Origin of the sequence: Aureimonas jatrophae (assembly GCF_900104035.1) — a bacterium.
Lineage (GTDB): Bacteria > Pseudomonadota > Alphaproteobacteria > Rhizobiales > Rhizobiaceae > Aureimonas > Aureimonas jatrophae.
In genome coordinates, this window is the sequence record NZ_FNIT01000007.1 from 1 (window position 1) to 14,495 (window position 14,495).

Annotated in this window: 12 protein-coding genes and 1 pseudogene; 6 read left to right on the forward strand and 7 right to left on the reverse strand. The window is 69.5% G+C overall.

Annotated elements, in window-relative coordinates; genetic code table 11:
* Positions 1–300: pseudogene (locus tag BLQ76_RS22145) on the forward strand (hypothetical protein); the annotation flags it as partial.
* Positions 301–597: 297 nt separating this feature from the next.
* Here BLQ76_RS22145 and BLQ76_RS15035 read toward each other — a convergent pair.
* Both BLQ76_RS15035 and BLQ76_RS15040 read right to left on the reverse strand, forming a co-directional pair.
* On the reverse strand, positions 598–1,314 hold the full coding sequence (locus BLQ76_RS15035; protein WP_183193163.1) for a hypothetical protein: 717 nt from the start codon (positions 1,312–1,314) through the stop codon (positions 598–600).
* 294 nt (positions 1,315–1,608) lie between these two features.
* Positions 1,609–4,851: a DNA translocase FtsK gene (locus BLQ76_RS15040; protein WP_425285172.1), complete on the reverse strand. Its 3,243-nt coding sequence runs from the start codon at positions 4,849–4,851 to the stop codon at positions 1,609–1,611.
* 235 nt (positions 4,852–5,086) lie between these two features.
* Here BLQ76_RS15040 and BLQ76_RS15045 point away from each other — a divergent pair, with 235 nt between their 5' ends.
* The gene (locus BLQ76_RS15045; protein WP_090674880.1) at positions 5,087–5,380 is read left to right on the forward strand and encodes a GNAT family N-acetyltransferase; all 294 of its coding nucleotides are present in this window, start codon (positions 5,087–5,089) and stop codon (positions 5,378–5,380) included.
* Positions 5,381–5,465: 85 nt separating this feature from the next.
* On the opposite strand, the gene BLQ76_RS15050 is transcribed toward BLQ76_RS15045, so the two are convergent.
* The 5 genes from BLQ76_RS15050 to BLQ76_RS15070 all read right to left on the reverse strand — a co-directional run bounded on the left by BLQ76_RS15050 (position 5,466) and on the right by BLQ76_RS15070 (position 10,153).
* Positions 5,466–6,863: an ammonium transporter gene (locus BLQ76_RS15050; protein WP_090674882.1), complete on the reverse strand. Its 1,398-nt coding sequence runs from the start codon at positions 6,861–6,863 to the stop codon at positions 5,466–5,468.
* A gap of 11 nt (positions 6,864–6,874) precedes the next feature.
* Positions 6,875–7,213 (reverse strand): P-II family nitrogen regulator, encoded by a 339-nt coding sequence (locus tag BLQ76_RS15055; protein ID WP_090674884.1) that lies wholly within the window; start codon positions 7,211–7,213, stop codon positions 6,875–6,877.
* 257 nt (positions 7,214–7,470) lie between these two features.
* Entirely contained in the window at positions 7,471–8,343 is an 873-nt protein-coding gene (gene tesB, locus BLQ76_RS15060; RefSeq protein ID WP_090674886.1) for an acyl-CoA thioesterase II, read from the reverse strand.
* 150 nt (positions 8,344–8,493) lie between these two features.
* Positions 8,494–9,657 carry a hypothetical protein gene (locus tag BLQ76_RS15065; protein WP_090674889.1) on the reverse strand — a complete coding sequence of 388 codons (1,164 nt, stop codon included), beginning with the start codon at positions 9,655–9,657 and terminating at the stop codon, positions 8,494–8,496.
* A 34-nt stretch (positions 9,658–9,691) separates the two neighbouring features.
* Entirely contained in the window at positions 9,692–10,153 is a 462-nt protein-coding gene (locus tag BLQ76_RS15070; RefSeq protein ID WP_170842610.1) for a type III secretion system chaperone, read from the reverse strand.
* Positions 10,154–10,395: 242 nt separating this feature from the next.
* On the opposite strand from BLQ76_RS15070, the gene BLQ76_RS15075 reads away from it, so the two are divergent.
* From BLQ76_RS15075 to BLQ76_RS15090, 4 genes are all read left to right on the forward strand, one after another.
* Entirely contained in the window at positions 10,396–11,640 is a 1,245-nt protein-coding gene (locus BLQ76_RS15075) for a ubiquinone biosynthesis hydroxylase (RefSeq protein WP_090674895.1), read from the forward strand.
* Positions 11,641–11,899: 259 nt separating this feature from the next.
* Positions 11,900–12,253, forward strand: a complete 354-nt coding sequence (locus BLQ76_RS15080) for a DUF2849 domain-containing protein (protein WP_090674898.1) — start codon at positions 11,900–11,902, stop codon at positions 12,251–12,253.
* A gap of 44 nt (positions 12,254–12,297) precedes the next feature.
* Entirely contained in the window at positions 12,298–13,977 is a 1,680-nt protein-coding gene (locus BLQ76_RS15085) for a nitrite/sulfite reductase (RefSeq protein WP_090674900.1), read from the forward strand.
* Positions 13,974–14,495, forward strand: coding sequence for a DUF934 domain-containing protein (locus BLQ76_RS15090; RefSeq protein WP_244519659.1), 522 nt, complete (start codon positions 13,974–13,976; stop codon positions 14,493–14,495). Before BLQ76_RS15085 ends, BLQ76_RS15090 begins: the two co-directional genes overlap by 4 nt.

Sequence of the window (14,495 nt, forward strand, 5' to 3'; positions counted from 1 at the left end):
GCCAACGCCGGCGCCGCCACCGAGATGACCGCCACCGCCGAAGCCCTGTCGGGCGAGGCCAGCAGCCTCAACCAGCGAACCGCCTTCTTTCAACTCGAGGCCCGGGACGCGGGCGCATCCGGGACCGGGGGCGATGCGCCGGTGGAGCGCGCCCGCCCGCTCGACGTCCGGGCGCTTCGAGCCCGCGCCGCCGAGTTTGTAGAGGGCATCCAGCCTTCAAGACGCACGCCGCAATCCGTCGGGTCCGTCTCCGAGACCAACGCCAGCCAGCCTGGCGGCGCAACCCGCCGGACGGGATGAGGCTCGACCCCTTCGACGGGCGGTCTCCGCACAAGCCGGGTCGCCGGCGACCCCTTTTGCGAACCGCTCGAGCCGGGCGGGTTGCAGGCAGCAACCGCCCGGTTTGTTTCGCGGCGGTCGAAGGCGGTCTGGACGCGGGCCGGCGGCTTCCCGCGAGCGGCCTGGCTCTGAAGGTCGGTCAGCTCCAACGGGTATGGCCCTGGCGCGACCAGCGATCGCTCGCAGTTCGCAAACCGGTGCCCTTGCGGGCCGGAATCGAACGGCGACCACGGATGCCGATCAGGACCGCCGTGTGTCTCACCCCTGGCCCGGCGGGCCTCGCGAAGGGTCGCTCCATCCGATCCCGGCCGGTCGAGCAGGGCCATCCGTCGTCCCGACACCGCCGTCGCGATAGCGGGGCGGGAGTTCGGCGACCGGGACATCATTGGCCTCGAACCGCGTTCCGCTGGACCAGGGAAAGGCGTTCAGCGCCGCGCCGAACCCCAGGCTGAGCAACCACGGCGCGATCTTCGCGCCGGACTTCTTCCCCAGGACGGCGAGAAAGCCGAGCGGCACCTTGAGGGCGAAAAGCGGGATGAAGAGAAGCGGCAGGACAAGAAGGCTCAGCACCATCGGGATCGACGCCTCCAGCAGGGGATCGCCGCCGCGTCGCAAGCGCAGATGCGGGTTCCGCTCGGCGGCGAATGGGATCAGAGCTTCCATGAAGCGAACGTAGTCGGCGGAGCGATCGACGCCTTTCTCCCCCTGCCAATCCAGCGAGGATATCTCCCGCGACACGAAGCGCGTTCGGATACGCGCGCTGTAGACGGGAAAGCCGGTGGTGCCGACCCCGCTCGTGACGTGGAGTTGCAGGAACCGAAGACGGTTCCATGGAATCAGCCTGACGGACCGCCCTTGCATCACCGAAAGACCCCGGCTCTCGATCGCAAAGGCCGTTTCGACCCCATGAGAGCTTCCGTGATGCGCGACGACCATCGCGGTGTAGCGGTAGGCGGGACCAGGATCCGTCTGCACGCAAGCCCTCCACCGCGGTCCGCCATTCGGAGCGTCCCCCCGCTCGAACGCGCAGGATGGACCTCGCCCCCCCACGGCGTCCAGACGAGACACGAGGTCGCCATTGCGGGATCGCCGCGGGGACGATGCAAGCGGCCTGGCCGGGTCGTCCGGGGGCCGGATCGTCCGGTCGACGAGGCCAGCCGCGTGGCCGCGGCCTCATCCGCCGAACCGGATCATCCGGATCGCCACCGCCGACGGGGCGGGACACCGGGCCCCGTCCCTCGGGCCAGGCCCGCAGATCGACGCCCTCTCTCAGGCGTTGTCGGTGGGCACGAGGATCTCGCGCTTGCCGGCGTGGTTGGCGGGGCCGACGATGCCCTCGCGCTCCATGCGCTCGATGATCGAGGCCGCCCGGTTGTAGCCGATCTGGAGCCGGCGCTGCACATAGGAGGTGGAGGCCTTGCCGTCGCGCAGCACCACGGCCACCGCCTGGTCGTAGAGGTCGGCCGCCTCGTCGCCGCCGGCCGCTCCCCCGCCCGAGCCGCCGCCGGCGGCGGGCGCCGCGCCCTCCTCGTCCTCGTCGATCAGCACCGCGTCGAGATAGTCCGGCACGCCCTGGCTCTTCAGGTGGCGCACGACCTGCTCGACCTCGGCGTCGTCCACGAAGGGCCCGTGGACGCGCTGGATGCGCCCGCCGCCCGCCATGAACAGCATGTCGCCCATGCCCAGCAGCTGCTCGGCGCCCTGCTCCTGCAGGATGGTGCGGCTGTCGATCTTGCTCGTCACCTGGAAGGAGATGCGGGTCGGGAAGTTCGCCTTGATCGTGCCGGTGATGACGTCGACCGAGGGGCGCTGCGTCGCCATGATGACGTGGATGCCGGCGGCGCGCGCCATCTGGGCCAGGCGCTGCACCGTGCCCTCGATGTCCTTGCCGGCCACCATCATCAGGTCGGCCATCTCGTCGATGATGACCACGATGTAGGGCAGCGGCTGGAGGTCGAACTCCTCCGACTCGAAGATCGGCTCACCCGTTTCGCGGTCGAAGCCCGTCTGCACGGTGCGCGAGATGGTTTCGCCGCGCTCGATGGCGGAGGCCACGCGCGTGTTGAAGCCGTCGATGTTGCGAACGCCCACCTTCGACATCTTGCGGTAGCGGTCCTCCATCTCCTTGACGGTCCACTTCAGCGCCACCACCGCCTTCTTCGGGTCGGTGACGACCGGGGCCAGAAGGTGCGGGATGCCGTCGTAGATCGACAGCTCCAGCATCTTCGGGTCGATCATGATCATGCGGCACTCGGCCGGGCTCATCCGGTAGAGGAGGCTCAGGATCATGGTGTTGATCGACACCGACTTGCCCGAGCCCGTGGTGCCGGCCACAAGCAAGTGGGGCATCTTGGCAAGGTCCGCGATCACCGCCTCGCCGCCGATCGTCTTGCCGAGCGCCAGGGGAAGCTTGCCCTTGTTGGCCGAGAAGCTCTCGGCGCCGATCATCTCGCGGAAGTACACCGTCTCGCGCCGCTGGTTGGGCAGCTCGATGCCGATCGCGTTCTTGCCGGGAATGACGGCGACGCGCGCCGCGATCGCCGACATCGAGCGGGCGATGTCGTCGGCCAGGCCGATCACGCGGCTCGACTTGATGCCGGGCGCGGGCTCCAGCTCGTAGAGGGTGACGACCGGACCGGGGCGCACCTCGATGATCTCGCCTTTCACGCCGAAGTCGTCGAGGACGCCTTCCAGAAGGCGCGCGTTGTCCTGCAGGATCTCGGGCGTCAGCGAGTTGTCGCGCGTGCGGGGCTTGGGCGGCGACAGGAGCTCGATCGGCGGCAGGATGAACTCCGGGTTCGCGCCGCCCGAGCCGAGCTCGGCCAGGCGCGCGCGGGAGGACTGCGCCGAGGTCGTCTCCGACACCGGCATCGAGCCGGCGACGACGCGCGCGGGCGCCCGATCGAGCGGGGGCGCGGCGGGACGCTGGACGGGCACGCCCGGCGCGCGCGCGGGCACCGGCGAGACCGGCGGCCGCGTCAGCGCGGGCGCTGCGGCGGGCTCGGCCTTCGGGGCGGCCCGCTTCAGACCCGGAAACGCGACGATGTTGTTGGCGATGAAGCCGCGCCAGCCGCCGGCCTCCTCGGCCTCCTCGGCAACGGGTGCGCGGCGCTCGTCGGCGTCGAGCCGCAGGCCGGCTTCCGCCTCCTCGATCGCGATGCGCTCCTCCAGCGACAGGAACGCCTCCTCGTCGCCGAAGCGGCGGTCGTCGTCGTCCTCTTCGTCCTCGATCTCGTAGCGACGCTCGTCGGCCCGGTCCTCGGCAAGCTCCGCCGCCTCGTCCTCGTAGCCTTCGTCGTAGGCATAGCCGTCCCGATCGTCCGCGAAGCGATCGTGCGTCTCGGGACGCTCGTCGGCGCGCAGCGCCTCGATGTCCTCCGCCTCGTCGTGACCGGATGCCGCGGCCGCCGGGCGCGGGTTCAGCTTGTAGGTGCCGTTCCAGTCGGAGCGGCCGTGGCGCACGGTCGCGCGGCTCGTATCCACGGTGCGGCGCGGCGCGGCAAAGACGTCCGTCTCGGCCGGCACGGGCGGCGGCGCCACGGGCTGGCGGACGGGCGCAGGCTGGCGCGCAACGGGCGGCGGCGCGAAGGCGGCTGGCGCGGCGTCGTGAACGACGCCGTCCTCATCGACATACTCGTCCTCGGGCTCCTCGAAGGCGTAGCTCGGCTCGGGCACCACGACGCGGGCCGCGCGGGCGGGCGCCGCGCTCGGCTCGCGCAGGCGCGGCGCCGGGGCCGGTGGCATGAGCGGCAGGTCGGCATCCCACTGGCGATGACCGAACGGGTCGTCCTCGCGCCGGCGCAGCGCGCCGATGCCGCGTCCCAGCGCCGAGCGCGCCGAGACCATCCAGTGCGCGGCCAGACCCTTGAGAAGCGCGGCGCGCCCCTCGTCCTCGTCGTCGTCCTCCAGGCGGGCGCCCGCGTTCGCGGCCGGACGCGCGGTCTGCGCGGCAGCCTTGCCGCGCCCCGACCCGACCAGCCCTGCCCCGTCCGCCAGGCACCAGAGCGCGGGCAGCGCGAACAGAAGCGCGAAGAGCCAGCTTCCGGCCCCGCTAGGATAGCCGCCCGTCAGAAGCGCGGGAACACGCAGCACGAGGTCGCCCACGACGCCGCCGAGCCCGGTCGGCAGCGGCCAGCCGGCGGGCTGCTCGATCGAGCCGAGCGCCGCGCTCGCCAGCGCGACGCCGGCCAGCGCCCACCAGGCGCGCGCGCCCGCGCGGCCGGCGCGACGGCCCGCCAGCATCAGGGCCGAGCGCACCACGAGCAGCACCGGCAGAAGGATGCTGGCGAGGCCGAAGACCTGCATGGCGAGGTCGGCGGCCACTGCGCCCGAGCCGCCGGCCCAGTTCCGCACCGCATTGCCGTTGGCATAGCTCAAGGAGGGGTCGTCGACGTTCCAGCTCGCCAGACTCACCGCCATCCAGCCCGCGAGCGCCAGAAGCGCCACGCCGCCCGCCACTCGGGCCGGTCGCTGCAAGTGGCCGGTGGCTTCCCCGATCTCCGCTGCCGCCATGGTCATGTTCCCGGAATCCTGCCTTCGCGGTTCGGGCGCGCGGGGCCCGGCCGCCTGTCTGCCTTTGCGGTGCGCCCCCTCGCGCGGGGGTGCGCCGTCGTCGCCTTCCAAGGTAAACAAAGGCGGTTAAGGCCCCTTTAACCGAGACGGCGAGGTCGGGGCGCCGGGACGGTTCCGGGAACCGCGATACGCCCTCGAGCGTCCCCTCCCCACCAGTGACAGGGAGCCGGAAGCCATGGACATCCAGCACGAGACGCGGGGCGCGGGCGGGGCCTTCGTGATGGGCGAGGGCGCGGATCGGGCGGAGCTCACCTACGGGCCGTCGGCGCGCGCCGACACCGTGGTGTTCGACCACACGTTCGTGCCGCGCCACCTGCGCGGCCGAGGCATCGCCGAGGCGCTGCTGGAGCGGGCGGTGGCCCATGCGCGCGAGCGGACGCTGCGCGTCGTTCCGGCCTGCTCCTATGTGGCGCGCGTCTTCGACCGCTCGCCGGAGCGCTACGCCGACGTCGACGCACGGGCGGCGTGAGACGCCGAAGGGCCGGCGGATCGCTCCGCCAGCCCTTCGGGTCGTGTTCCGATGCGCCGGGACCTGACGTCCCGGCGGGTGAGGATCAGGAGTGGTAGGCGACCTCGCCGTGGCTCGTGAGGTCGAGGCCTTCGCGCTCGGCCTCCATGGTCGGGCGCAGGCCCACCACGACGTCGACGATCTTGTAGAGGATCGCCGAGACGACGCCGCTGTAGACCACGGTGATCAGCACCGCGACGACCTGGGAATAGACCTGGGAGCCCATGGTGACGCCCTCGAGGTAGCCGCCGCCGCCGAGCGAGGTGGAGGCGAAGATGCCGGTGCCGATGGCGCCCACGATGCCGCCGACGCCGTGGATGCCGAACACGTCGAGCGAGTCGTCGTAGCCGGCCTTGGGCTTGATCACCGCCACGAAGACGTAGCAGAGCGCCGAGGCGATCGCGCCGAGCGCGATGGCGCCGACCGGACCCACCGCGCCGGCCGCTGGCGTGACCGCCACGAGGCCCGCGATGATACCCGACACCGCGCCCAGCATAGAGGCCTTGCCGCGCGCCATCGCCTCGATGATCACCCAGGCGATCGCTGCGCCCGCCGTGGCCGTGAAGGTGTTGATCATGGCGAGCGCCGCGCCGCCGTTGGCCTCGAGGTTGGAGCCGGCGTTGAAGCCGAACCAGCCCACCCACAGGATCGAGGCGCCGACCATGGTCAGCGTCATCGAGTGCGGGGCCATGTTGTCGCGGCCGAGCCCTGCGCGCTTGCCGACCAGGAACGAGCCGACCAGCGCCGCGATGCCGGCATTGATGTGGACCACCGTGCCGCCCGCAAAGTCGAGCGCGGCGACGCCGCCCGCGTGCTGGCCGAGGAAGATCAGGCCGTTGGCGTCCCACACCATGTGGGCGATCGGGAAGTAGACGATCGTGACCCAGAGGATCGTGAACAGCACCACAGCCGAGAACTTGATGCGCTCGGCGAAGGCGCCGACGATCAGGGCCGGCGTGATGCAGGCGAAGGTCATCTGGAAGGCGATGAACACGTATTCCGGGATCACGACGCCCTTGGTGAAGGTCGCGGCCATCGTGTCCTTGGTGATGCCGGCCAGGAACAGCTTGCCGGTGCCGCCCCAGTAGGGGCTGGTCGAGCCGCCGAAGGCGAAGGAGTAGCCGTAGAGAACGTAGATGACGACCACCACGGCGGTGATCGTGACGCACTGCATGAGCACCGAGAGCATGTTCTTGGCGCGCACGAGGCCGCCGTAGAACAGGCCGAGGCCTGGCAGGATCATGAACAGGACGAGCACGGTCGAGACGAGCATCCAGGCGACGTCGCCCTTGTTCATCGTGTCGACCACGGCGGCGGCCGCGTCCGGCGACACGGTCTCGGGCGCCGGCGCGATGCCCGTCGTGGCGGCGTCCTGCGCGAAGGCGGCGAGCGTTGCGAGCGGGCTCAGGAGGGCCGCGGCGGAAAGGGTCTTCAGAAGTCGCATCACGGGTCCCCTCAGAGCGCGTTCGTGTCGGTCTCGCCGGTGCGGATGCGCACGGCCTGCTCGATGCCGAACACGAAGATCTTGCCGTCGCCGATCTGGCCGGTCTTGGCGGCCGCGGCGATCACATCCACCGTGCGGTCCACCATGTCGGCGGGCACGGCGACCTCGATCTTGAGCTTGGGCAGGAAGCTGACGGCGTATTCGGTGCCGCGATAGATTTCGGTGTGTCCCTTCTGGCGTCCGTAGCCCTTCACCTCGGTGACGGTCAGACCCTGGATCCCGACCGAGGTCAGCGCCTCGCGCACCTCGTCGAGCTTGAATGGCTTGATGATCGCCATCACGATTTTCATTTGCACCTCGAACCCTTCGGGGATGCGGCCCGCGCCCTGGGAGAGGCGGCGGTCCGCGAAATGGCGGCTCCCGAGCCCCGGAACGGGACGGGATCGCCGAAGAGCTATCCAAGATGCGTGCCAACTGCGCAGAGGCCCGGTTTCGGCCGCAATTCAGGCTGAACGCGTGCTGAGTCTGCCACCCGGCGAGGCAGCGCCCTTGCCCAGCGCGCGACCTTGGTGATGCTTTTGCGGGCAGTTGACCAAGAAGAGGGCGCTTAGGCCTCGCGATCCCTGCGTTTGGGACGGATCAGCCCCTCCTGCGCTACCGAGGCCACGAGATGCCCGTCCCGGTCGAACAACGAACCGCGAGTCAGGCCGCGCGCGCCCGACGAGCTCGGGCTGTCCTGCGCGTAGAGGAGCCAGTCCGACACGCGCAAGGGACGATGAAACCACATGGCGTGGTCGAGGCTGGCGGCCTGGATGCGCGCATCGAACACCGACAGGCCGTGGGCGAAGAGCGAGGTGTCGAGCAGCGTCATGTCGGACAGGTAGGCGAGCGCCGCGGCGTTGAGCGCCGGGTCGTCGCCGATGTCCTCCACGACGCGCACCCAGATGCGCTGCTCGGGCGGCAGCTTGGCGTCGGTGAAGTAGTGGTCCGTCGAAACGGGCCGGAACTCCACGGGCCGGGGCCGATCCCAGTAGCGGCGGATCGCGTCCGGCGCGCGGGCCAGGATCTCGCGGCCGAGCGCCTCGCCCGTCGGCAGGTCGTCCGGGCCCGGCACGTCGGGCATCCGGATCTGGTGGTCGAGCCCGTTCTCGTGGCGCTGAAACGAGGCCATCAGCGTGAAGATCGCCGCACCGTGCTGAATCCCGGACACGGTGCGCGTGGTGAACGAGCCGCCGTCGCGCACGCGGCCGACCCTGTAGATCACGGGGATGCTCGGATCGCCCGGCCGCACGAAGTAGCCGTGCAGCGAGTGGACCGGGCGCTCGGGCGGCACGGTGCGCTGGGCGGCGACGAGCGACTGCGCGATCACCTGGCCGCCGAAGATGCGTTGCCAGCCGACGTCCGGGCTCGTGCCGCGAAACAGATCGTCGTCGAGCCGTTCGAGGTCGAGGGTATCGAGGAGAGGCGTTCGAACCGTCATATTTGTGCAGCCTGACCCTCCCCCATGCTGCCACTTACGTAAGCGGCAGCACGGGCTTTGAGCAGGACAGGGCCGCGCACGTCAACAGCGGCCTCGGCGTAGGCCTCGCCCTGATCGGCTGACGCATCGTCGAGAAAAGTCGGCCTGCCGTCAGGCGGCCATCTTGCCCTCGAAGGTGATCGTCGCGGGCTGCGTCACCGTGACGTCCAACTGGCCGGCGCGCGCGGCCGCGCCGTCCACCACGAACTCGATGTGGCCACTCGCCTTCATCACGCTGCCGTCCATGCCCGGAAAATCGGTCTTGCCGTGGCCGCGGCCCAGACCGCTATAGTACATGTCCCAACTGATCTCGACCTTGAAGTCGCCGTTCTGGGTCTGCGTGATGTGGACCGGCGCGGTGCCGATCCCGCCCGGCTGGACCATGGACTCCGAGCCGTCCGGCGCCCGGTAGTTCACGGGGCCGAGCTTGCCTTGCTCGACCTGACAGACCGAACGCGAGCCGTCGCTCTTCGACCAGCTGTCGGTGAAGAGGCGCGAGAACTGCTGGTTCACGACGCTGGACAGGACGGTCACCGCCTCGTCGCTTCCGGTAAAGTTCTTGAGGTTCCGCACCACGCTCTCGTTGCGGTCGTTGTTCGTGGTCGGGTCGCTTGCCGACTTGTAGGCGCCGTTGCCCGTGCCGAGCGTCAGATCGAGCCGGTAAAAATCCTTCACCGACTGCGACGAAACCGGGATGCCCGCGATCGTCGCCAATGACACCGGCTGGCCTTGCTTGTTGACCGGATTGAGCTGGGAGTTCCCTGTCTCCTCGAGGGTATCGTCCAGGGATTGGCCGGCCTGCGAGCCGAGCAAAGGGTCGTTCGGAAAGGCCTGGACGACGTGGCTGCCGGAAATCACGCCTTGGTTATCGATCGCGACGCCGGAGGGCAGGCCTTCCAAAAGCGCGGCGCGCTTCTCGTCGAAGGTCTGGACGAGTGGCGCCTGCACAGCCTGCACGTTCGCCGGAGCCTGGGCCTGCTGAGCCGCGCCGGCTCCGCCCCCACCGGCGGCGCGCCAGCCCTGGAAGTCCTGATAGGCCGTCCTGACCTTATCCTTCAGCGTCGCGAAGGCATCGTGGAAGCCGCTGCGCAGATCCTTAAAGAAGTTCTTGACGGCGTTCAGCGTTTCGCCGGCGCGCGAAGGCTGACGGGTCCCCTCGCCCACCTCCACTCGCATGCCGTTGACGGAGCCGACGTTGGCGCGCTCGACGCCTTGGGCGCCACGCATTGAGTCGATCTGGCCGACGTTTCCGCCCTGATTTGAAATCTTGCTCATGTGCTCGACCCTTTCTCGAACGGAATGCTGGGGATCAGACGCGAAGTAGGTAAGGGAAGGCGCTTGGATCCGCGCCTTCGGCATCGGAGACCGACGAACCGAGGAGGGCATCAGCCTCCTCGCTCTTCCAGAACGAGACGTGCTTGATAAAATCGAGAAGCATGGCTTCAAACGCCTTGTCGTCGTAAAGCTGGACATCAACGCGCAGGCACAGCAGCGGCTGGTCATCGGCCGGATCGAGCGCAAGGCGTGCCGGCCCTGTTCCGTCACCGAAGTGATTGGCCCTCAACAGCGCCTTAAGGCTCGTGTCACCGGCGTCGAAAGAGGCAAGGTCGAGATAAGACACGAATTCGAGCACCGTCTCATCAATCTTCACGACATAAACCGAGATCGACCGGTCGAAGACCAGCTCGACATGGCCATTGCGACTGAATTCCAACTTCGAGAGGCCGCTCATGTCGCGCAAGCGCTCTAGGGCGTGATAAACATCTCTCATCGTCTCTCGTCCTCTTGTCGGCACGCCGACTCTTAGCGTTTCGGCACAGCTCGGACGCAACATGGGAACCGCTCGTCCTGGAACAGGCTCTAGCACCCTGTGCGCGCTGGCCGATGTGCTGTTTGGCACTGATAGCGCCGGGGTGACGAGGCGCGGTTGCTGCATCTCACCCCGGCGCCTATCTGAGGTTCCCCAACGCCGTCCGCACCGTGTGGTAACGGCAGAAGCTCAAAGGAGCCGCGATGGCCGAGGATACGAGCCGGAACCTGGAGCGCTTCGACGTCGTGGTGGCGGGGGCCGGCTATGTCGGCCTGTCGGTCGCCGTGTCGATCAAGGCGTCGGCGCCCGCGCTTCGCGTTCTCGTGGTGGACGCCGCGCCGGCCGAGGTCTGGCGGCGCGACGGCCGCGCCTCGGCCGTGGCCGCCGCCGCGGTGCGCATGCTGGAGCGGCTCGGCGTCTGGCACGCGATCCAGGGCGAGGCCGAACCGATCCGCGACATGATCGTCACGGACTCGCGCGCCGGCGACGTCGTGCGCCCGACGCTTCTCACCTTCGGCGGCGAAGCGGGCCCGGGCGAGCCCTTCGCGCACATGGTGCCCAACACGGCCCTGAACGGGGCGCTGCGGGCGCGCGCGGCCGAGCTCGGCCTCGAGATCCGCGCCGGCCATGCGGTGGACGGCATCGAGGAGGGTCCCGCCTTCACCACGGTGCGCTTTGCCGAGGGAGCCTCGATCGAGACGCGCCTTCTGGTGGCCGCCGACGGTGTTCATTCCACGATCCGCCGGCTGTCCGGCATCCGCACCGTGCATCAGGACTACGGGCAGAAGGGCATCGTGTGCACGGTGCGCCACGAGCGTCCGCACAACGGCCGCGCCGAGGAGCACTTCCTGCCGGCCGGGCCCTTCGCCATCCTGCCGCTCAAGAACAACCGGTCCTCGCTGGTCTGGACCGAGAGCGCGGCCGAGGCCGACCGCCTCGTGCGTGCCGACGAGATGGTGTTCGAGCTGGAACTGGAGCGGCGCTTCGGCCTGAAGCTCGGCGCCATCACCGTGGAGGACCGTCCGCGCGCCTTTCCGCTCGGCCTGACGCTCGCGCGCGACTTCGTGCGTCCGCGCCTGGCGCTCGCCGGCGACGCGGCGCACGGCATTCACCCGATCGCGGGCCAGGGCCTCAACCTCGGCTTCAAGGACGCGGCGGCGCTGGCCGAGACCGTGGTGGACGCAGCAAGGCTCGGGCGCGACATCGGCGCGCTCGACACGCTGGAGCGCTACCAGCGCTGGCGGCGCTTCGACACGCTGCGCATGGGGCTGACCACCGACGTCCTCAATCGCCTGTTCTCGAACGACAACGGCGCGTTGCGGGCCGTGCGCTCCTTCGGCCTGTCGGTGGTGGACCGGCTGCCGTTCGCCAAGAACGGCTTCGTGCGTCAGGCCTCGGGTCTGACCGGCGGCGCGGTGCCGCGCCTCCTTCAGGGCGAGGCGATCTGAGGCGGCGAACAGGGCAGCCGGCGGCAAGTCCCTGTTAAATCTACTATTATTCTGTATTGATGGCGTGCGGGGGCGCTGTTCCCCGCGCCGCAGCATGCGCGGCCTCGACTTGGAACCGTTCGAGGAAATTTCGTTTCTCTCCGGCGCCGGCTTTGGTACGCCCGTCCGGGCGCGCGTCGCGGCGGCACCCTAGATTACGGGACCCTGTGGACGCGCGCGTCAGGGGCCGGGCGCGATGGTCCGAAACGGGAAGAACCGCATGGTCGACGACGTCAAGACGAACGCCAAGACGGCCAAGACGCCGAAGGGGCCCAAGCTCCCGGTGATCATGACCGCGAACGATCTCCTGGACGGCGAGGTCGTGTTCCTGACACGCGACGGCTGGAGCTTCGACCCCAAGGACGCGCTGGTGGCCGGGGACGCCGAGACCGCCGGCTGGATGGAAGCGGAAGGACGACGCGCCTTTGCCGAGAACCGCGTGGTCGACGCCTACCTCGTCGAGGTCGACGTGGTCGACGGCCTTCCTCGGGCCAAGCATTTCCGCGAGGCGATCCGTCAGCGCGGCCCCACCATGCTCACGCAGTTCGGCAAGCAGGCCGACTTCCCCGCCTAGACACCTGCCCGGCCGCCTCGAGATATCGCCAAGGACCCGCCCGCATGTACCGCTACGATGAATTCGATGAGAGCTTCGTGCGCGACCGCGTCAACCAGTTCCGGAGCCAGGTGGAACGCCGCCTCGACGGCTCGCTGACCGACGACGAGTTCAAGCCGCTGCGCCTGAAGAACGGGCTGTACCTTCAGCTCCACGCCTACATGCTGCGCATCGCCGTGCCCTACGGCACGCTGAACTCCAGGCAGCTGCGCCAGCTCGCCCATATCGCCGAAGTATACGACAAGGGCTACGGTCACTTCACGACGCGCCAGAACCTCCAGTTCAACTGGCCGAAGCTGCGCGACGTGCCGGCGATCATGGACCTGCTCGCCGATGTCGAGATGCACTGCATCCAGACCTCCGGCAACTGCATCCGCAACGTGACCGCCGACCAGTTCGCGGGCGTCGCCGCCGACGAGGTCGAGGATCCGCGCCCGACCGGCGAGCTGATCCGCCAGTGGTCGAGCCTCCATCCCGAGTTCTCGTGGCTGCCGCGCAAGTTCAAGATCGCCGTCACCGGCGCCGAGCATGACCGGGCCGCCGTGAAGGTGCACGACATCGGCCTGCGCATCCTGCGGCACCCCGAAACGGGCGAGGTCGGCTACGAGGTGATCGTGGGCGGCGGGCTCGGCCGAACGCCCTTCGTGGGCAAGGTGATCCGCGACTTCCTGCCCAAGGGCGAGCTCCTCGCCTATCTGGAAGCCGTGATGCGCGTCTACAACGCGGAAGGGCGGCGCGACAACAAGTACAAGGCGCGCGTGAAGATCCTCGTCCACGAGATCGGCACCGAGGAGTTCCGCGAGCGCGTCGAGGCCGAGTACGCGCTTCTCGACGGGCCGACCGTGAACGCGCCCGAGGACGAGATCGAGCGCATCGCGCGCTACTTCGCCCCGCCCGCCTACGAGACGCTGCCGCCCGAGTCCGAGACGCTGCGGGCCGCCCGTGCCGGCGACCCCGAGCTCGACCGCTTCGTCAGCCAGAACGGCTTCCCGCACCGCCAGCCCGGCTACATCACGCTCACCGTCTCGCTGAAGCCCATCGGCGGCGTGCCGGGCGACATGTCGGACGCGCAGATGCGCGCCTTTGCCGACATCGCGGAGCGCTACTCGTTCGACGAGCTGCGCGTCACCCACGTCCAGAACCTCGTCCTGCCGCACGTGCGACAGGACGACGTGCCGGCGGTCTTCGCCGCGCTGAAGGCGGCGGGGCTCGCCACCGCCAACGCGGGCCTTGTCACCGACATCATCGCCTGCCCCGGCCTCGACTACTGCGCGCTCGCCACCGCCCGCTCGATCCCCATCGCGCAGGACATCTCCAACCTCTTCGCCGACGAGGCGCGCTCGCGTGCGCTCGGCGAGATCCAGATCAAGATCTCGGGCTGCATCAACGCCTGCGGCCACCACCATGTCGGCCATATCGGCATTCTCGGCCTCGAGAAGTCGGGCCGCGAGAACTACCAGATCACGGTGGGCGGCGACGCGTCCGAGGACGCGAGCCTGGGCGAGCGCGTCGGCCCCGGCATCGACGGTGACCAGGTGCCCGGCGCGATCGAGGCGCTGGTGGACGTCTACATGGCGGAGCGGCAGGGCGACGAGCGCTTCATCGACACCGTGAAGCGCGCCGGGCTCGAGCCCTTCAAGCAGGGCTTCACGGCCTATGTGGCGCGCGTAGGAGAGCCGGCGTGAGCGCCGCCCTCCTTCTGCGCCCGGAAGGGCCCGTCGCCGACGAGTACGCGCGCGTCGCCGACGTCGCGGAGCTCTCGCTCAACGGCGGCCCGGTGATCGTCACCCTGGAGACCATCGACCAGGCGCTCAGCGACCGGCGCAACGAGCGCCTGGGGCTCGAGATCGGCAACAACACGCCGCTTTCCGCGGTGGAAGCCTATCTCGGGCAGATCGATCTCATCTCGGTGGTGTTTCCGAGCTTTTCCGACGGGCGCGGCCTGTCGCTCGCCAAGCGCCTGCGCCGGGCGGGCTTTGCCGGCACCTTGCGCGCGAGCGGCCCGCTGATCTCGGACCAGTTCGCCGAGGCCCTCGCCTGCGGCTTCGATGAGGTGGCGCTGCCCGAGGCGAGTGCCGCCCGCCAGCCGGCCGAGCAATGGGGTGCCGCGCTCCATGCGGTGCGCGAGCATTACCAGACCGGCTACGGCGAGGGGGAAAGCATCCTCCAGAAGCGCCTGGCCGCGCGCGGGAGCGCGGCGTGA